This window comes from Ketogulonicigenium vulgare WSH-001, from assembly GCF_000223375.1.
Classification (GTDB): domain Bacteria; phylum Pseudomonadota; class Alphaproteobacteria; order Rhodobacterales; family Rhodobacteraceae; genus Ketogulonicigenium; species Ketogulonicigenium vulgare.
Window position 1 is genome coordinate 2,654,686 of sequence record NC_017384.1, and the last position, 16,892, is coordinate 2,671,577.

Annotated in this window: 17 protein-coding genes and 1 tRNA gene; 4 read left to right on the forward strand and 14 right to left on the reverse strand. The window is 62.6% G+C overall.

Translation table 11 applies throughout. The annotated features are described in order from the left end of the window. Genes dxs through trxA form a run of 6 tightly spaced genes read right to left on the reverse strand, consistent with a single transcriptional unit; the run spans position 1 to position 4,846 of the window. Positions 1–1,935: a 1-deoxy-D-xylulose-5-phosphate synthase gene (gene dxs, locus KVU_RS13260; RefSeq protein WP_013383141.1), complete on the reverse strand. Its 1,935-nt coding sequence runs from the start codon at positions 1,933–1,935 to the stop codon at positions 1–3. 12 nt (positions 1,936–1,947) lie between these two features. Then, positions 1,948–2,820, reverse strand: a complete 873-nt coding sequence (locus KVU_RS13265; protein WP_013383142.1) for a polyprenyl synthetase family protein — start codon at positions 2,818–2,820, stop codon at positions 1,948–1,950. Between the two features lie 3 nt (positions 2,821–2,823). After that, the gene (locus KVU_RS13270; protein WP_013383143.1) at positions 2,824–3,063 is read right to left on the reverse strand and encodes an exodeoxyribonuclease VII small subunit; all 240 of its coding nucleotides are present in this window, start codon (positions 3,061–3,063) and stop codon (positions 2,824–2,826) included. Positions 3,064–3,090: 27 nt separating this feature from the next. Then, the gene (locus tag KVU_RS13275) at positions 3,091–3,279 is read right to left on the reverse strand and encodes a Trm112 family protein (protein ID WP_013383144.1); all 189 of its coding nucleotides are present in this window, start codon (positions 3,277–3,279) and stop codon (positions 3,091–3,093) included. After that, positions 3,276–3,950 (reverse strand): LON peptidase substrate-binding domain-containing protein, encoded by a 675-nt coding sequence (locus tag KVU_RS13280; protein WP_060486233.1) that lies wholly within the window; start codon positions 3,948–3,950, stop codon positions 3,276–3,278. The genes KVU_RS13275 and KVU_RS13280 overlap by 4 nt, the downstream gene beginning before the upstream one ends. Next, positions 3,950–4,846, reverse strand: coding sequence for a thioredoxin (trxA, locus tag KVU_RS13285; RefSeq protein WP_013383147.1), 897 nt, complete (start codon positions 4,844–4,846; stop codon positions 3,950–3,952). The genes KVU_RS13280 and trxA overlap by 1 nt, the downstream gene beginning before the upstream one ends. 149 nt (positions 4,847–4,995) lie before the next feature. On the opposite strand from trxA, the gene KVU_RS13290 reads away from it, so the two are divergent. Both KVU_RS13290 and KVU_RS13295 read left to right on the forward strand, forming a co-directional pair. After that, positions 4,996–5,071 (forward strand) — tRNA-Lys (locus KVU_RS13290). 236 nt (positions 5,072–5,307) lie between these two features. Further along, positions 5,308–7,080: a putative bifunctional diguanylate cyclase/phosphodiesterase gene (locus KVU_RS13295; protein ID WP_014538116.1), complete on the forward strand. Its 1,773-nt coding sequence runs from the start codon at positions 5,308–5,310 to the stop codon at positions 7,078–7,080. Positions 7,081–7,107: 27 nt separating this feature from the next. On the opposite strand, the gene KVU_RS13300 is transcribed toward KVU_RS13295, so the two are convergent. From KVU_RS13300 to KVU_RS13325, 6 genes are all read right to left on the reverse strand, one after another. After that, positions 7,108–7,770 carry an SCO family protein gene (locus KVU_RS13300; protein WP_013383149.1) on the reverse strand — a complete coding sequence of 221 codons (663 nt, stop codon included), beginning with the start codon at positions 7,768–7,770 and terminating at the stop codon, positions 7,108–7,110. After that, positions 7,770–8,273: a copper chaperone PCu(A)C gene (locus KVU_RS13305; protein ID WP_013383150.1), complete on the reverse strand. Its 504-nt coding sequence runs from the start codon at positions 8,271–8,273 to the stop codon at positions 7,770–7,772. The genes KVU_RS13300 and KVU_RS13305 overlap by 1 nt, the downstream gene beginning before the upstream one ends. Further along, positions 8,270–9,109: a copper uptake system-associated protein gene (locus tag KVU_RS13310; protein WP_013383151.1), complete on the reverse strand. Its 840-nt coding sequence runs from the start codon at positions 9,107–9,109 to the stop codon at positions 8,270–8,272. Before KVU_RS13310 ends, KVU_RS13305 begins: the two co-directional genes overlap by 4 nt. After that, a complete protein-coding gene (locus KVU_RS13315; protein ID WP_014538117.1) occupies positions 9,106–10,272 on the reverse strand; it encodes a methanobactin export MATE transporter MbnM in 1,167 nt (388 codons plus the stop codon). The genes KVU_RS13310 and KVU_RS13315 overlap by 4 nt, the downstream gene beginning before the upstream one ends. A gap of 5 nt (positions 10,273–10,277) precedes the next feature. Then, a complete protein-coding gene (locus KVU_RS13320; protein ID WP_013383153.1) occupies positions 10,278–11,150 on the reverse strand; it encodes an MbnP family copper-binding protein in 873 nt (290 codons plus the stop codon). 67 nt (positions 11,151–11,217) lie between these two features. After that, the gene (locus KVU_RS13325) at positions 11,218–11,592 is read right to left on the reverse strand and encodes a hypothetical protein (RefSeq protein WP_014538119.1); all 375 of its coding nucleotides are present in this window, start codon (positions 11,590–11,592) and stop codon (positions 11,218–11,220) included. Positions 11,593–11,929: 337 nt separating this feature from the next. On the opposite strand from KVU_RS13325, the gene KVU_RS13330 reads away from it, so the two are divergent. After that, a complete protein-coding gene (locus KVU_RS13330) occupies positions 11,930–13,333 on the forward strand; it encodes a c-type cytochrome (RefSeq protein WP_013383155.1) in 1,404 nt (467 codons plus the stop codon). Here the strand turns inward: KVU_RS13330 and KVU_RS13335 are convergent. Then, positions 13,330–13,944, reverse strand: coding sequence for a flavin reductase family protein (locus KVU_RS13335; RefSeq protein ID WP_013383156.1), 615 nt, complete (start codon positions 13,942–13,944; stop codon positions 13,330–13,332). The two genes, KVU_RS13330 and KVU_RS13335, sit on opposite strands and share 4 nt — an antisense overlap. Before the next feature lie 119 nt (positions 13,945–14,063). Here KVU_RS13335 and KVU_RS13340 point away from each other — a divergent pair, with 119 nt between their 5' ends. Continuing rightward, positions 14,064–14,588, forward strand: a complete 525-nt coding sequence (locus tag KVU_RS13340; RefSeq protein WP_014538120.1) for a GNAT family N-acetyltransferase — start codon at positions 14,064–14,066, stop codon at positions 14,586–14,588. A 5-nt stretch (positions 14,589–14,593) separates the two neighbouring features. Here the strand turns inward: KVU_RS13340 and ptsP are convergent, their stop codons facing one another. Then, positions 14,594–16,837: a phosphoenolpyruvate--protein phosphotransferase gene (gene ptsP / locus KVU_RS13345; protein ID WP_013383158.1), complete on the reverse strand. Its 2,244-nt coding sequence runs from the start codon at positions 16,835–16,837 to the stop codon at positions 14,594–14,596. Positions 16,838–16,892: the final 55 nt, after the last annotated feature.

Consider the following 16,892-nt stretch of genomic DNA (forward strand, 5'->3'; position numbering starts at 1 on the left):
TTAAGCGCGCCGTTCCAGCAGGGCAACACCCAGTGCAGACAGCACTTTATTGGCGATATCATTCGCGTTCAGACCTGCGACATCATACATGTCGCGGGGGTTGGCCTGATCGATAAAGATATCCGGCAGCACCATCGAGCGGAATTTCAATCCGTGATCGAACACGCCAGCCTCGGCCAAAAGCTGGGCGACATGGCTGCCAAATCCGCCAATTGCACCCTCTTCGATGGTGATCAGAACCTCGTGCTCGCGCGCAAGGCGCAGGATCATGTCGCGGTCGAGCGGTTTGGCAAAGCGGGCATCGGCGATGGTGGGGGTGATGCCGCGGGCCGATAGCAGCTCGGCGGCGGCCTCAGCCTCGGACAGGCGGGTGCCAAATGACAAGATCGCGACGCGCGCGCCGGCCTGCGTGATGCGGCCCTTGCCGATTTCCAGCGGCTGGGCGTCGGCGGGGATCTCGACGCCCACACCTTCGCCGCGCGGAAAGCGGAAGGCGATGGGGCCGTCGTTATGTTGCGCGGCGGTTGCGACCATACGCACCAGTTCCGCCTCGTCGGCGGCGGCCATGACGACCATGCCGGGCAGGTTCGCCATAAAGGCGATGTCAAACGCCCCCGCATGGGTCGCGCCATCGGCGCCCACTAAACCCGCACGGTCGATCGCGAACCGCACCGGCAGGCGCTGGATCGCGACATCATGCACGACCTGATCATAGCCGCGCTGCAAGAACGTCGAATAGAGCGCGCAGAACGGTTTCATTCCGCCCGCCGCAAGACCGGCAGCAAAGGTCACCGCATGTTGTTCGGCGATGCCCACGTCGAAACAGCGATCCGCAAAGCGCACCATGAATTTATCAAGGCCGGTTCCATCGGGCATGGCGGCGGTGATCGCGACGATGCGGCTGTCTTTTTCCGCCTGCTCGATCAGCGCATTGGCAAAGACCGAAGTATAGCTGGGCGCATTCGATTTGACCTTGGCTTGCTCGCCCGTGACCACATCGAATTTGCCGACGCCGTGACCCTTGTCGCGGGCCGCTTCGGCGGGGGCATAGCCCTTGCCCTTTTGCGTGATCGCATGGATCAGTACGGGGCCGGTGGCGCGGTCATGGACGGTACGCAGCACGGCCAGCAGTTGTTCCATATCGTGCCCGTCGATGGGACCAAGATAGGAAAAGCCGAGCTCCTCGAACATCGTACCGCCGACGGTCATGTGTTTGAGCATTTCCTTGGCGCGTTTCGCGCCTTCGCGCAGCGGCTCGGGCAGCATGTTCACTGCGCCCTTGGCGGCGGCTTTCAGATCCTGGAACGGCCCGCCCGCGTAAAGGCGCGACAGATAGCTGGACAGCGCGCCCACCGGCGGGGCGATCGACATCTCGTTATCGTTCAGGATGACGAACATGCGCTTTTTCAGATCGCCCGCGTTGTTCATCGCCTCGAATGCCATGCCGGCACTCATCGAGCCGTCGCCGATAATGGCAATCGTGTCGCCAATCGCGCCCTCGGGCGTCGCGCCGCCCAGATCGCGCGCCACGGCAAAGCCAAGTGCGGCGGAAATCGAGGTCGAGCTATGCGCCGCCCCAAACGGGTCATAGGGCGATTCGCTGCGTTTAGTGAAACCCGACAGCCCGTCCTTTTGCCGCAAGGTGCGGATGCGGTCGCGCCGCCCGGTCAGGATCTTGTGTGGATAAGATTGGTGGCTGACATCCCAGATGATCTTGTCGCGCGGCGCATCAAACACCGCATGGAGGGCAACGGTCAGCTCGACCACGCCAAGGCCCGCGCCCAAATGCCCGCCGGTTTCGCTGACGGCAGAAATCGTCTCGGCCCTGAGTTCACCCGCCAGACGCACAAGATCGGCGTCCGAAAGGCGCTTCAAATCGGCGGGGGAGGACACGCGGTCCAGCAGCGGGGTCGATGGGCGGGGGATATCGGTCATGGGCCTAGCCTGTCAGTTCTGCCGCGTGATGACAAATTGCGCGGTCTCGCGCAATGTCGCAGCGGTGGCGCCATAGGGGATCAACGCCGCGTCGGCGGTTTGCAGCAGGGCCAGCGCCTGATCCTTGGCGCCTTGCAGCCCCAGCAGCGAGACAAAGGTCGCCTTGCCAGCGGCGGCATCTTTTTGCACGGCTTTGCCCATTGTGGCAGCACTTCCCTCGACATCCAGAATGTCGTCGGTGATCTGAAAGGCAAGGCCGATGGCATCGCCAAAGGCGCGCAATGGGGCAGCATCCGCGCCCGCCATTACCGCGCCTGCGCTGGCCGACCATGTGATCAATGCGCCGGTCTTGCCACGTTGCAGTGCGATGATCTGGTCAAGGGACAGGGGCCGCGCCGCGGTTTCAGCGGCGATATCCGCCTCTTGCCCGCCGACCATGCCGTGGATGCCCGCCGCACGCGCGAAACCTGCCAGCAGCGTGACGCGGGCGCTATCGGGCAGAGCCGCCGTTGCGATCAGTTCAAACCCCAGGCTTTGCAGCGCATCCCCCGCCAGCAGCGCGGTGGCCTCGTCCCATTGGCGGTGAACGGTGGGGCGGCCCCGGCGCAGATCGTCGTCATCCATCGCAGGCATGTCGTCATGGACCAGCGAATAGGCGTGGACAGCCTCGACCGCCGCAGCGACGGGCAGGGCATCGGCGTAAGCGATCCCGTGCAGGCGCGCCGATTCCAGCACCAGAAACCCGCGCAGCCCCTTGCCGCCGGTGCAGGCATAGATCATCGCGCTGGCGACGGGGCTTGCGGCGGCAAGCGGCGACAGATGTGCGGCGATCAGCGCCTGCACATCAGCCGCCGCCGCCGCCATGCGCGTGGAGAGGGATTGCATGGATTACGCCTCGAACGGCTGCAGCCCTGCGGGTTGGCCGTTTTCGCCGATCGTGATGCGGGCGATTTTTTCCTGCGCCTCGTTCAGCTTGGCGGTGCAGCGGGCGCGCAGCTCGGCCCCGCGTTGATAGCGGCTGATCGATTCTTCCAGCGGTACGTCACCGCGTTCAAGCTGGGCCACGATCTGTTCCAGCTCGGCCAAGGCTTCCTCGAAGGACAGATCCGCAACGGGTTTTTGTGTCATGGGACGGCTCCTTATACTGCGCTTGGCCTAGTCCAGTTTGCGCGCTTCGTCCACCAGCATCACGGGAATGCCATCGCGGATGGGAAAGGCCAAACCCGCCGCGCGCGAGATCAGCTCGCCCCGCTCGCGGTCATAGGTCAGGGTGGTTTGCGTCTGCGGGCATACCAGCGCCTCGAGCATACGCGGGTCGAACAGGCGGGGGGCAGGGGTTGTCATTGCATGATCTCGTCATCATCGGCGGCATCATCGCCGCCGCGTTGCAGGGCAAATTCCAAAAGGGTGATCAGCGTCTCGCGCCGCTCGGGCAGATGCGGGGTTTCCAGCAGCGCCTGTTTGTCGCCAGCAGGCAACGGGCACAGCACCGACAGCACATTGATCAGCAGCTCGTCCGGGACGGATTTCAGGTTCTGCCAATCATGCGGCAGCCCGCGCGCGGCAAAGAACCGTGCCAGCAGGGCGAACAGCGCGGCACGATCCAGATAGGGGTCGGTCTCGGCCATGCGGTTGCGGTCATGGGCAAAGCCGTCCCAGCTGACCTCGGCCTGCCGCCATGGGGTCGAGACGATCAGCTCGGACGTCAGGCGAAAGCGCGAGACCCCCGCCAGTGTCAAATCCATGCGGCCATCGGGGCGCTCGGCAAAGCCGACGATTCGCCCGACACAGCCGATGCGGTGCAGGCGCGCCCCCTCGTTCGGCGCAAGGGGTTGGATCATGCCGATCAGACGATGGGGGCTGGTCAGCACCTCGTCCACCATCGCCAGATAGCGCGGCTCGAATATATGCAGCGGCAGATGGGCGCGCGGCAACAGCAGCGCGCCAAACAGCGGGAATAGCGCGATGCGCTCGGGCAGCTGCGCGGGCAGCCGGTCGGGCGCGGCCTCGGCCATTACGCGAAAATCAACGATGACAGGCGACGGCGGCCTGCCAAAGCGATCGGGTCTTTCGGGGGCAGGGCGTCAAAGATGGTGAACAGCTGCGCTTTCGCGGCGCCATCGTTCCATTCGCGATCCTTGCGGAACAGATCCAGCAGGCTATCGACCGCGCCCTGCACATCGCCACTGGCATGCAGCGCAGTGGCAAGGTCAAACAGCGCTTGCAGGTTCGCGGGATCGGCGGCGACAGCCGCGCGCAGATCATCGACCGGACCCGCGCTGGCGGCCTGACGGGCTAGTTCCAGACGGGCGCGCACGGCCTCAAGCTCGGGCGATTTCGCGATGACGGCGGGGGCGCCGTTCAGTACCGCCTCGGCGCCGTCCAGATCGTTTTGCGCAAGGGCGGCGCTGACAAGACCGGCATAGGCGCGGGCATTTTCCGGCTCTTCTTGGCTGACAGCATTGTAGATTTCAGTCGCATCGGCAAAGGCGCCTTGCTCCATCATCTCATCGGCCGCATCGAGCGCGGCGCCAAGGCCGTCGTCACCCGCAAGGGCGGAGAGCTTGTTCACGAATTCATCGACCTGCGAGGGCGGGATCGCGCCTTGGAACCCATCCACCGGCTGGCCTTGCCAGAACGCATAGACCGTCGGGATGGATTGCACGCGCAGTTGCGCGGCGAATTGCGGCTGCTTGTCGACGTCGATCTTGACCAGACGCACCTTGCCACCGGCCTTTTTCACCGCAGCTTCCAGTGCCGGGCCCAGCGTTTTACACGGGCCGCACCACGTCGCCCAGAAATCGACGATCACCGGTACCTGCTGCGAGGCCGCAATCACATCATCCATGAAACCGGCATCTGTGCCGTCGATGATAATGTCTTTGGTGTTCAGATCGGCTGTCAGATCCATGTCATGCCCCCATACGCTTTGCGCCTAATATGGTGCTAAGGCGCGAAAGGCCAAGGGGCAAGGGGGCGATCATCGCGCAACGTCGCCATCGCATGGCCCGCGTTTTGCTGTTGACGGCAGTTTATGCTATTTCTATGACAGCCCTTGTGGGGCCGTTAGCTCAGCCGGTAGAGCAAGTGACTCTTAATCACTAGGTCGTTGGTTCGAACCCAACACGGCTCACCACTTTCCCTTTCTACCGCTGAACAGAATGCTTGCATTCCTGCATCTTTTTGCAGGTTTTGCGCGCCGTTCAGTGCTGCGCCCTTGTCCTGTTAACCTATGCACGTGATAGTTTATTACCAAACGACGTGCCCAAACGTATTTACAAGGTTCATTCATTTCAAAGCGGCTCGTTGACCGCTGCGCTTGCCCGGGCTTTATCCCATGGGGTCGGCGCTGATTTAAGGGAAGACGCTACAATGGTGGCGAATGCACCGCATGACCAGCAGCCTGCCCTGACGGTTGAGGAGCAAGACTTGCATCCGCAGCGCGCCAGCCTGTCGCCCTTTCCATCCGAGATGGAATTCATCCGCTATGCTTTGGATAGCGCGGCCATCGTCGCGATGACCGATGTGCGCGGCACAATTACCTTTGTGAACAGCAAGTTCTGCGAGATCAGCGGCTATTCCCGCGACGAGCTGATCGGCGCCAATCACCGTATTTTGAATTCTGGCATCCACAGTACCGATTTTTTCCGCAGCATGTATCGCCGCATTGCGGGTGGCGAGGTCTGGCATGGCGAGATCTGCAATCGGCGCAAGGATGGCAGTCATTACTGGGTCGATACGACCATCGTGCCCCATGTGAATATCAACGGCAAAGTCGATAGCTATACCGCGATTCGCTTTGATATCTCGTCGCGCCATGCGGCCGAAGAATTGTTGCGCCGCATTGTGAGCGTCGATTCGTTGACCGGCATCCCCAATCGCCGCAGCTTTCAGGAATATCTTGAAAGCGTCCTGCCCCCTGAACGCGACAATCCCGGGCAGGTGCATTTGGCATTGTTGGATGTCGATACATTCAAAGAGATTAACGACACCTTTGGCCATGATGTTGGCGACACGCTGCTGAAACTGGTCAGTGAACGCCTGAGTGCCCTGTCCAGCCCGGATGTCTTTGTCGCGCGGCTAGGGGGGGACGAGTTCTGTCTGGTCATGACCAATATGGACCGCACGGGGGTGAATGATCTGGTGCAAACGGCACTGGCCCATTTGCGCGAGCCTGTGCCCCTGGGCTCGGTCATTCGTCGCTATAGCGCCAGCATTGGCGTGGCCAGTTTTCCCGAACATGCGGGCTCGCTGGATGAATTGTTCAAGGCCGCCGATATGGCCCTTTATCATTCCAAAGCGCTGGGGCGCGATCAGGCACAATTCTTTATCCCGCGCCTGCGCGAGATTGCCGAACGCAAAAGCGAGCTGCTGCACGCGGTCGAGGTTGGCCTGGATCGCGGGCAGTTTCACCTGTATTATCAGCCGATTGTTCCGATTTCCTCACCGGGGGCCCTGTCATTCGAAGGGCTTTTGCGCTGGAATCACCCCGACAGAAACCTGATCACGCCAGCTGCGTTCTTGACCGATATGGATGATCCGGGATTGCAGGCTGCGATTGGCATGTTTGTGGTCGAGCAAGCCTTTCGCGATATGCGCATTATGCTGGATCAGAACGTGCCGCTCAGACGGCTGGCGATCAATATCACCAATGCCGACTTCCGCTCGGACGCCTTTGTCGACCGGTTTTTCGAACTCTCGCGCGAGACGGGCATTCCGCCATCGAAGTTCTGCATCGAAGTGACCGAGGGTGTGTTCCTTGGCCGCGACTTCCAGCATCTGGCGGGGCGGCTGTCGCAACTGCATGCGGCGGGGGTCGAGATTGCGCTGGATGATTTCGGCACCGGCTTTGCCTCGCTGACGCATCTGCGGCGGATGCCGATTGACCGGATCAAGATCGACCGCAGTTTTATCTCGAACATCACCAACAGTATCGAGGATCTGGCCATCGTGCGCGGGGTGATCGACATCGCGCATTCCATGGGCAAGGTGGTGACCGCCGAAGGGGTCGAGACGCGGGCGCAGGTTGAGCTGCTGCACTCGCTGCGCTGCGACTATTATCAGGGCTGGTATTTTTCCAAGGCGACCCCGATCGACGGGCTGCGCGATGCGGTGCGCAATATGCCGCCACTGATCGCGTGGTAGGGGGCGGGCGCGCCGCCCCCATACCGGTTAGCTGAGGAATTCACGCATCTTTGCGGTGACGCGGTCGATGTCTTCTTGATAGCTAAAGATCTGGTTGAACTGGCCGTTTTCGTCGAACAGCATGACATAGGCGGCGTGGTTCATCGTGTAATCGTCACCCTCTAGCGGCACTTTGCTGGCATAGATGCGAAAGGCGGTGACGGTTTTTTCGATCTCTTCAGGCGTGCCGGTGACGGCCACCGAATCGGGCACCCACGAGACATAGTCATGCAGCAGCTCGGGGGTGTCACGCTCGGGGTCGACGGTGATGAACACGACTTGCAGGTCATCGCCGACCGCGCCCAGATCGTCCTTCCACAATGTGATGTCGCCCAAAGTCGTCGGGCAGACATCGGGGCAATGGGTAAAGCCAAAGAACACCAGCGAGGGTTGCCCCACCAGCGAGGCCGCCGTGAACGGCTGGCCATCGGTAGTTTGCAGACTGTAATCGCCCTGACCGATGTCGGAATAGGCGGCTTGCATCGTCATCGGTGCGGGGATCGCAGTGCGCTGGGTCGTTGTTAGCCAGACCGCACCCGCGCCTGCGATGGCGGCAAGGCCCCAGATCGCGATGCGGATATTGCGCAGGCTGGCGCGGCGCTTGGCCTCTTCAGCAGAGACGACGGGGGTTTGTTTGGGTTTGCGGGTCATTATTGCGGCTCGGCCTCGGGGTGGGTGCGCGCGTTCAGCGCCAGAATATCAAAGGTCATGGTCACGGCGCCTGCTTTTTCGAATTCCAACGTCAGGTCAAGCGTTTCGCCCTGCACCAACGCGGATGTGAGCGGGCTGATCATCACATGTGTGCCGCTGGGGCTGAGGGTGACGGTCTGCCCCGCAGGCAGCGGCACACCATCGGGCAGCGGGCGCATGGTCATCGCGCTGCCCGACATTTCCATCGCATGCAGCGTCACGGGGCCCAGCGGCGTCGTCGCGCCCAGCAGGCGGTCGTCCTCGGCCCCTTTGTTGGTGATGGTCATATAGGCACCGCCCACCGGCGCGTTGGGCAAGGTGGCGCGGGCAAAACGGGCCGAGACCTCGACCTCGCCCGCCTGCACCGGCGCGCCGCCCGCGGTGGAATAGGACAAAGGCGTCACCGCCATCGCAAGGCCAGGCAGCGCGATGGCCAGCGCCATGGTCAAAAGCAGGTGTTTCATTGGGCATCCCCCTCGATCAAAACAGTCCCGGGAAAGGCGTCAAAGCGGGCAATGATCGCGGGATCGATCATGCTTTCATAGGCTTTGACCTCGGCAATCAGAATTTCGGCATCGGCCTGGCTCATCCCCATGCTGACAAAGGTCGCGGGCAGCAGCAGGCTTGCGCCCGACCACATCTCGACCTGCCAATTGCCATCCACGCGGCGCAGCAGGGCGCGGGCGGCGTCGGTGTCATTGCTCCATCCGGCGACAGCGTGATTGCCGTGCAGCACGATGGGCATGATGGTGGCTTGGGTCGGCGCAAGGGCGCTGCGCAGCGCGGCCCCCACTTGCAGCACATCGCCCGCCTGCGGCGCTTGGGCACCACTGGCGACGGAAGTTTCGGTATCGAGCGCCCCCACCGGGTCGATCATCAGATGCATTTCGACGCGGCCGCGGGCCTCGAACACCATGGTGACGGGGATCTCGCCCCCCTCATGCAGTGGCTCGGGGATATCGAATACGCCATGCATCGCGCCTTGGCTGAGGACGACAATCTCGCCCGGCGGCACGTCGATCCATGCCATCCCCTCGAAACGGGTGGTGCCATCGGCGGCAGTCACCGGGCGGCGAAAGCGCACGGGGCCGTAAGGAGTCTCGATCCCCAGCAGCCGGTCGGCGGTATCGGTGTTATTCGACAGCGCCATATAAAGCGGCGCGGCGGTGGCCCCCGGCGGGCTTGCGGGCACGGCAGGGTGAATGATCTGGATATCCTGCAGCACAAACTCATGCGCGGCGACCGATGTGGATAAGGAGGCCGCAAATAGCGCGGCGGCGGCGATCATCAGGGTCTTCATGGCATCATCCTTGTTGCGCGTGCGGGGTGATCCGCAGGCCATGGATCGGAATAGGCAGGGTTGGTCAGAAAGCCCTCGTCTGTCAGGCTTTCCAAAAAGGCGATCAGGTCGTTGATCTCGGCGTCCGAGGCGTCAAAGCCGACCAGAATGCCGTCTTTAAAGGGGTTTGCAGCCCCGATACCGGCATGGGGCCCATCACTGATGGTGCGCCCGCCGGCGGCGTAATGGTCCAGCACTTCGCGCAAACTCGCGGCCGATCCGTCGTGGAAATAGGGCGCGGTCACCGCGACATTGCGCAGGCTGGGGGTGCGGAAACGGCCCATATCAGCGGCAAGGCCGGTGAACTCATAAAGGCCGGTGGCGCGCGCGGGGTAGGCCCCCGTGCCGCCGATATTATAAAGACCGTTATTATGGTTCCCCAGCATTGGCGCGGGATTGCGCGCGGTCTGCTGGCTGTCGGTGAACAAGATGCCGCCGTGGCAGTGGTAGCATTCAAACCGATGGTCAAAGAACAACCGCTCGCCCCGCAGGGCGGCGGGCGTCATGGCATCGGCGTCACCGCCATATTTGAACCGGTCATAGGGGCTATCAAGCGAGATCAGCGACCGCTGAAACGCTGCCAAGGCCCGCGTCACGGTGAACAGGTCGATCACGGGCCGATCGGGAAAGGCGCTGGCGAAGGCATCCGTGTAATAGGGATCGGCAGCAAGGGCGGCGAAAATATCGGCCTCGCGCCCATTGCTGCCCATCTCGACCGGGTCTTCGCCAAACAACGGCACCAGCGCCTGCGCCTCAAGCGTGGTCAGATGCGGGTTGGCCCATGTCAGCTGCGGCACATAGCCCGCATTCGCGAGTGCGGGCGCATTGCGGATGCCGATGGTCTGGCCAATCCCCACCGCAAGTTCGCGCCCGTCACTAAAGGCGCGCGCCTGTTCGTGGCACGAGGCGCAGGCCACCGTGCCATCGCGCGACAGCCGTGCGTCATAGAACAGGTGCCGCCCCAGATCGACCTTTTCCGCTGACATCGGATTGCCAGCGGGGACGGGCGGGGGCGGCATCCACGCGGGCATCGGCCAGATATAGCGTCCATTGGCCCCGGCGGTTGCGACGGCGGCAAGGATTGCCAGCGCCGCACCGAACCCAAGGCAAAGTTGCTTGCGCATGGGTGCTACCTGATACTGAACAATTGCTGCGCCTCGGCGGGATGATCGCCATAAGCCAGTCCCAGTTTCGGGATCACGCTGTCGCAATCGGCATCGCCAGGGAACGACATGCAGCCGGGCGAGGTATCGGGCGCGTTCACCGTCACATCCGCATCGCGCAGCACCGGCGCGGGATCGACCACGATCACTTGGGTGGCGGGGTCAAAACTGGTGAAACTTGCCGTGGTGCGATTGGGAAAGACGCAGGCGCTGGGCGCCTCGGTCTGCGAGGCGGCGGCGCATTGGGTCGAGCCGAGGTGCAGATACCAGCCCGACGCATTGCCGTGATCGCTATGGCCGCCATGGCCTTCATGCGCCATCGGCGTGCCGCCTGCGGGGGCAAAGTCGATGCGCAAAAAGCGGAACCCGTTCTGCCACGTCCAGAACATGCCCGTCGTATTCAGCGGTGCGCTGGCCAGCGTCGGATCGATATGGTTCAGCGCGAAAGGCACGCCCAGCGTCAGGCTGACACCGATGTAATCGCCCTCGGGCACCTCGCCGGTGATGACGGTGTTCATCGGCGCATTGCCGGTGCCTGCGCAATGGCCCGCGCCATTTTCGAAATCCAGCAGGGTGACATTCTCGTGCTGCCAGTCGTTCGCGGTCAGGGTGATCGGCTGCTGGCTGCCATCGGCGCGGATCAGCGCGGCATCCTGCACGAACAGGCGAAAGTCGGTGACATTCATCTGCGCATGGGTTGCGCCCAAATGGTCATAGCTTTGGCTGCAATCGAACGCCGCGCCGCCGATTTCAGCGACAAAGTTCAGCGTTACGGGCTGCTCGGCCAGCGCGGGCACGGCGGTCGCTGCCAAAAAGGCAGCAAAATAAGCGGATTTCATCCGTCCATCCTTGAAAAACATACAGGTCTTTGCCGCGCCCAAAGGCACGGCGGATCTCGTCAAAAGATCAGAGCACTGCAGGCGGGGCGCGTGGTTGCCCCGGTTCAAGGTGGATGCGCGACCATGCAAGGCGCGCGGGCATGGTCAGGTTGGCGTAGGCGAATGTCGTATGCAGGATCTGCGCCGCCAGAACGGGCGGCAGGGCCAGATCCAGATGGTTTTTGCCGATCGCATGGACGGGGCAGGCCATCATCATCGGATCATGCGAGGCGCTGCCATGTTCTTGCGGCACGTTGCAGATCGTCCAAGGGGTGCCAAAGCCCGCATCGCGCGCAAAGGCGGAAACCTGGTGCAGCGGCGAGATGATCACCAATAACCACAGGCCCAGCACCGCCAGCGCGGCGCCGATCTCGGCGGTTATTTTTCTGCGATACAGGCTCACGCGCGTGTCCCCCTTGGACGGACATAGCGTCAGCGGGGCAGAATTGGCAATGCTGAATTGCCGTGCAATGCGATCACATCTGCTATGCAAGGGGGCGCGGCCGCCTCTTGGGTGTTCACATCCGACAATAATTTGGGTAAGCCTGTTGAAATCCTGCTTATTTCGCAATCTGCGAAGACAGGCAGGCAGACCCTGACGCCGCAACGGAGCTACGCGTGGTCGTGACTGATGTGCAGATCGTGCGTTCAAATGCGCCGAGGGTCGCGTATCGGCTGCATTTGCCATGTTGCCGCCTGAGTTTTCGCCCAACAGACAGATTGTCCCAAGGAGTTGCAGGATGAACCGCCTTGCACTGCCCGCTATTGCTACGCTTGCCCTGATTCCCATGGGTGTTCTGGCGCAGGATTTCGATCCTGATCTGGTCGAGCGTGGGCGATATGTTGCGGTCGCAGCCGATTGCGCTGCCTGTCACACCAACCACGAGGAAGGTCTGGAATGGGCGGGCGGCTATGTGCTGGACACGCCGATGGGGCAGATGATCTCGACCAACATCACGCCCTCGGTTGAATTCGGCATTGGTGGCTGGACGGAAGCGCAGTTTGAACGCGCCGTCCGCCACGGCGTCGCGCCGGGTCTGCATATGATCTATCCCGGTATGCCCTATGCCGATTACGCGCGGATTTCGGACGAGGATATCAGCGCGCTTTACGCCTTTATCATGTCGGAAATCGAGCCGATTGATCAGGCGCCGGCGCTGCAAACCAGCCTCGCGTTCCCGTTCAACATTCGCTACGTCATGGCGGGCTGGAACCTGCTGTTCGGGCATAACCAGCCCTTCGATGCGGCGACCACGCAACCGGGCGGTGCGGATCGCGGCGAATATCTGGTGACGGCGCTGGCCCATTGCAACACCTGCCACAGCCCTCGCAATATCCTGATGGCCGAGGGCGGCCCCTTCTTGTCCGGCGGAAACGTGGGCGGCTGGGATGTGCCGAACATCACATCCGACCCGATCAGCGGTATCGGCGGTTGGAGCGACGAGGAAATCGTCCAATACCTGCGCCAAGGCAACGCCCATGGCAAAGCCCAGGCCGCAGGGCCCATGGCCGAGGCTGTCAGCTATTCGCTGCAATATCTGAACGATGACGATCTGCAGGCGATTGCGGCTTTCCTGCGCACCGTCCCGCCTGTGCGCACCGAGGGGCAGGACGTGCCCAGCTTTGCCTTCCGCGACCCCGATACTTTGGCGCTGATGAACCCCGATGGCACGGTCGGCGCAGTGCCTGCGGTCACCCCGAACCCCGAGGGCGAGCAACTATTCCTGTCCAGCTGCGCCAATTGCCACGGTGCGGATGCGCGCGGCACGGATGATTTCTACTACCCCTCGCTGGTGAATAATGCGGCAACCAGCGGCACCTCGGCGGCGAATCTGGTGATGGTGATTTCCTCGGGCCTGCAACGCGAGACCGAGGAAGATTACTTCTTCATGCCGGCCTATGCTGGCCAGTGGACCAGCCAGCAAATCGCCGATGTGGCGAACTATGTGCTGCAATCCTATGGCAACCCCGAACTGGTGGTGGATGCCGCCTATGTCGAGCTGCTGCAAGCGGGCGGCGAGCCGCCTTTGCTGATGCGCGCCATGCCCTATCTGCTGGCCTTGGGCGGCATTGGTGCGGTCGCTGTGCTGCTGCTGATCATCTATCTGATCCGCAACCGCCGCCGCCGCGCGCGGTTCGGCTAACCGATCCTTTGCGGGCGCGGCATCGCAAAGGTGTCGCGCACCACCGCGTAATCGGCATAGCCAAGGCGGCTGGCCTGCCCGAACAGGCGCGGGTCAAAGGCACCGTTTGCATCAAGGCAGGTATCGGCAATATGCACGCCGGTGATGCGCCCGATCACCATGAAATTATGCGCGCCTTCCAGCGTGATGATCTGGCTGACCACGCATTCAAGGCTGGCGGGCGCGTCCGCCACGCGCGGGCAGTTGATGGTCTGGCAGTCGGCCTTGGCAAGGCCCGCTGCTTCGAATTCATCAATATCGCGCGGCCAATTCGCCGCAGACAGGTTCATTGCGCCCAGCAGCGCCTCGGATACGATATTGGCGCAAAAGACGCCGGTCTCGCGGATATTGCCGACGCTGTCCTTGGTATCGCCCCGATCCGCCTTTTGCGCGGTGGATGAAAACATCACCTGCGCGGGGGCCGAGGCGACCAGATTGAAATAGGAATAGGGCGCCAGATTATCGCACCCGTCTGCACCGCGCGATGAAATCCATCCGATCGGGCGGGGCGCGACAATGGCGGTCAGCGGGCTATGCGGCAGGGAATGGCCTGCCTCGGGGGTATAGAACATTCTCTTTTCCAGAATGAGTATTTGACATGGGTGCTGTGCATGATAGGGGCGGGCGCGCACAAGATCTAACAGCTTGGGCGCCATCCAAAATATCAGGATAAGGGGTCGATCCGCAGCCAATGTTCACGATTGCACAGGAAACCCCTGACGACTGGTGGGAGGTCGAATCCCTTTATGACCTATGTTTCGCGCCCGGGCGCGAGGCGCTTTCCTCGTATCGTTTGCGTGATGACGTGCCGCCGATTGCGGGGCTGTCGCTGGTCGCGCGCGGCACGGATGGATCAATTGCGGGTGCGATCCGCCATTGGCCCGTGCGCATCTGCACCGAAGACGGCATTTGCAACCGCTCGCTGCTGCTGGGGCCCGTGGCTGTCCACCCGACCCATCAGGGCGAGGGTCTGGGCGGGCTGTTGATCTATCAAACCCTTGGCGGCGCGCGCGCGCTGGGGTGGGAGCGGGTGATGCTGGTGGGCGATGCCCCCTATTACAACCGCTTTGGTTTTCAAAAGCTGGAAGGCGTGCTGATGCCGCCGCCCACCAACCCCGACCGTGTGTTGGGCGTGGCGCTGAAACCAAATGCTTGGGCCGGTGTGCGCGGGCAGGTCAGTCGCTGGTCGCCTGACATGGCCCTACCGCAAAACTAGGGCGCCTAAAGCACGTCGCTTTCTTGCAACCACTCTTTCAGCGCGGCGCGGGGATTCTCGCCGCGCATCCGGTGCTCGTCGATCAGCATACGCACAGCGGATAGATCCACCCGGCGCAGGATATGCTTGATCGGCCCGATCGAGGCTGGTCGCATCGACAAGGTGCGGAACCCCATCGCCGCCAGCGCCAGCGCCTCTAGGGGACGCCCCGCATCCTCGCCGCAGAACGAGACCGAGGTTCCCGCCGCGCGGCACTTGCCAACGATCATGTCGATCAGGCTCAGATAGGCCGGATCAAACAGGTCGTAACGTCGCCGGACACGCTCATTCTCGCGGTCGGCGGCGAAAAAGAACTGCTTCAGATCATTGCCGCCCACTGACAAAAAGTCGATGGATTTGAAAAACGCCAGCGGCGCAAAGGCCAGCGAGGGGGTTTCCAGCATCACCCCGACCTCAAGCTGCGCGGGCAGGTTATGGCCAAGGATCTTTTCGCGCGCGATCACCTTGTCCAGCGCGGCACGGGCGGCCCAATATTCGGCAGGCTGCGCCACAAAGGGGAACATGATCGTCAGCGGACGGCCATTGGCCGCGCGCAGCAGCGCTTGCAACTGCATCCGCAAGATGCCTGGCTTATCCAAACCCACGCGGATCGCCCGCCAGCCCATGGCCGGGTTCGGCTCGTCCTGCGGTTTCAGATAGGGCAGCACCTTGTCCGAGCCGATATCCAGCGTGCGAAACACCACGCGCTTGCCCGCCGCCGCATCGGTGATGCGGGCATAAAGCGCTGACAGCTCGCTACGGGTGGGCATTTTATTGCGAATGATGAACTGGAGTTCGGTGCGGAACAGCCCGACGCCCTCGGCCCCCGAACTTTGCAGCGAGGGCAGATCCGCCATCAACCCGGCGTTCATATGCAGGGCAATCGTCTCGCCATCGGTCGTTGTCGCCGGCAGATCGCGCAGCGAGGCATAGCGCTCCAGCGCGCGCGCCTGCATGGCGATCTTTTCCGTATAGGCACGGCTGATCGCATCATCGGGACGCAGATGGACATTGCCCTGATCGCCATCAATGATGATCGGATCGCCGTTCAGCGCATTGGCGACGATCCCCTTGGCGTGGATCACCAGCGGGATCGCCCAGGCGCGGGCGACAATCGCCGCGTGACTGCCGACCGAGCCCTCTTCCAGCACGATGCCGCGAATGATCTTGCCGTATTCCAGCAATTCACCGGGGCCGATGTTTTTCGCGACCAGAATCGGGTCGATGGGCATCTCGGCCCCGGTATCCTTGCCTTGGCCGGTCAGGATGCGCAGCAGGCGATTCGACAGATCATCCAGATCATGCAGCCGGTCGCGTAAGTAGGCATCCTCGACTTGCGCCATGCGATTGCGGGTCGAGGTCTGCTCGCGCTCGACCGCGGCTTCGGCGGAAAGGCCGTTGGTGATGTCCTCTTCCATCCGACGCAGCCAACTGCGCGAGGCGGCGAGCATCCGGTATGTGTCCAGCACCTGCGCCTGTTCGGTGTTCATACCGCGCGCTTTGTCCAGCATCTCGTCGATCTGGAACCGCAGGTTGTCGACCGCATCGCGCAGACGCGACAATTCGGCCACCGGGTCCTCGGCCACAGCGTTGGTCACGACAACGCGCGGCTCGTGGATAAAGACATGGCCTTTGACGGTGCCCTCTTGGCCGCTGACGCCGCGGATCATCAAGGCTTTGCGATGCGACTGGCCCTGTGCCTCTGGGGCGGCAAAGGCGCCGAGTTCGGCCATTTCGGCCAGCACCATCGCGACGACTTCCAGCGCGTAAACCTCGTCCGATGTCAGCTCGCGCTGGGTCTTGGTCTGCACGACCAGCACGCCCAAAGTCTCGCCCAGACGCTGGATCGGCACGCCGCAGAACGAGGAATACCGCTCTTCGCCCGTTTCGGGCATATAACGAAAGCCGGGTTCGGATGGCGCGTTGGGGGTGTTGATAATACCGCCATTGCGGGCGACACGGCCGACCAGACCCTCGCCCAGGCGCATCCTTGTGCGGTGGACGGCGCTGGGCATCAGCCCTTCGGTGGCGCATAGCTCTAGCGTGTCGGTGTCGCGGAAAAGATAGATCGAGCAGACCTCGGCCTGCATCGAGCCTGCGATCAGATGCACGATCCCGTCCAGCCGCGCCTGACCTGCCGAGGATTCGGCCAATGCCGCGCGCAGGCGGCCCAGTAATTTGCGGCTTTCGCTTTCGTCGCGCGCGGCCATGATTCTTCCTGTTCAGGCACTGTTATCCTGAGCCGCACGGTTTGGCCCGCGCGGC

Excerpts from the sequence above, each read along its gene's own strand:
- dxs (WP_013383141.1), bottom strand. The coding sequence starts at position 1,935 with ATGACCGATATCCCCCGCCCATCGACCCCGCTGCTGGACCGCGTGTCC.
- KVU_RS13265 (WP_013383142.1), bottom strand. The coding sequence starts at position 2,820 with ATGCAATCCCTCTCCACGCGCATGGCGGCGGCGGCGGCTGATGTGCAG.
- KVU_RS13270 (WP_013383143.1), bottom strand. The coding sequence starts at position 3,063 with ATGACACAAAAACCCGTTGCGGATCTGTCCTTCGAGGAAGCCTTGGCC.
- KVU_RS13275 (WP_013383144.1), bottom strand. The coding sequence starts at position 3,279 with ATGACAACCCCTGCCCCCCGCCTGTTCGACCCGCGTATGCTCGAGGCG.
- KVU_RS13280 (WP_060486233.1), bottom strand. The coding sequence starts at position 3,950 with ATGGCCGAGGCCGCGCCCGACCGGCTGCCCGCGCAGCTGCCCGAGCGC.
- trxA (WP_013383147.1), bottom strand. The coding sequence starts at position 4,846 with ATGGATCTGACAGCCGATCTGAACACCAAAGACATTATCATCGACGGC.
- KVU_RS13295 (WP_014538116.1), top strand. The coding sequence starts at position 5,308 with ATGGTGGCGAATGCACCGCATGACCAGCAGCCTGCCCTGACGGTTGAG.
- KVU_RS13300 (WP_013383149.1), bottom strand. The coding sequence starts at position 7,770 with ATGACCCGCAAACCCAAACAAACCCCCGTCGTCTCTGCTGAAGAGGCC.
- KVU_RS13305 (WP_013383150.1), bottom strand. The coding sequence starts at position 8,273 with ATGAAACACCTGCTTTTGACCATGGCGCTGGCCATCGCGCTGCCTGGC.
- KVU_RS13310 (WP_013383151.1), bottom strand. The coding sequence starts at position 9,109 with ATGAAGACCCTGATGATCGCCGCCGCCGCGCTATTTGCGGCCTCCTTA.
- KVU_RS13315 (WP_014538117.1), bottom strand. The coding sequence starts at position 10,272 with ATGCGCAAGCAACTTTGCCTTGGGTTCGGTGCGGCGCTGGCAATCCTT.
- KVU_RS13320 (WP_013383153.1), bottom strand. The coding sequence starts at position 11,150 with ATGAAATCCGCTTATTTTGCTGCCTTTTTGGCAGCGACCGCCGTGCCC.
- KVU_RS13330 (WP_013383155.1), top strand. The coding sequence starts at position 11,930 with ATGAACCGCCTTGCACTGCCCGCTATTGCTACGCTTGCCCTGATTCCC.
- KVU_RS13335 (WP_013383156.1), bottom strand. The coding sequence starts at position 13,944 with ATGTTCTATACCCCCGAGGCAGGCCATTCCCTGCCGCATAGCCCGCTG.
- KVU_RS13340 (WP_014538120.1), top strand. The coding sequence starts at position 14,064 with ATGTTCACGATTGCACAGGAAACCCCTGACGACTGGTGGGAGGTCGAA.
- ptsP (WP_013383158.1), bottom strand. The coding sequence starts at position 16,837 with ATGGCCGCGCGCGACGAAAGCGAAAGCCGCAAATTACTGGGCCGCCTG.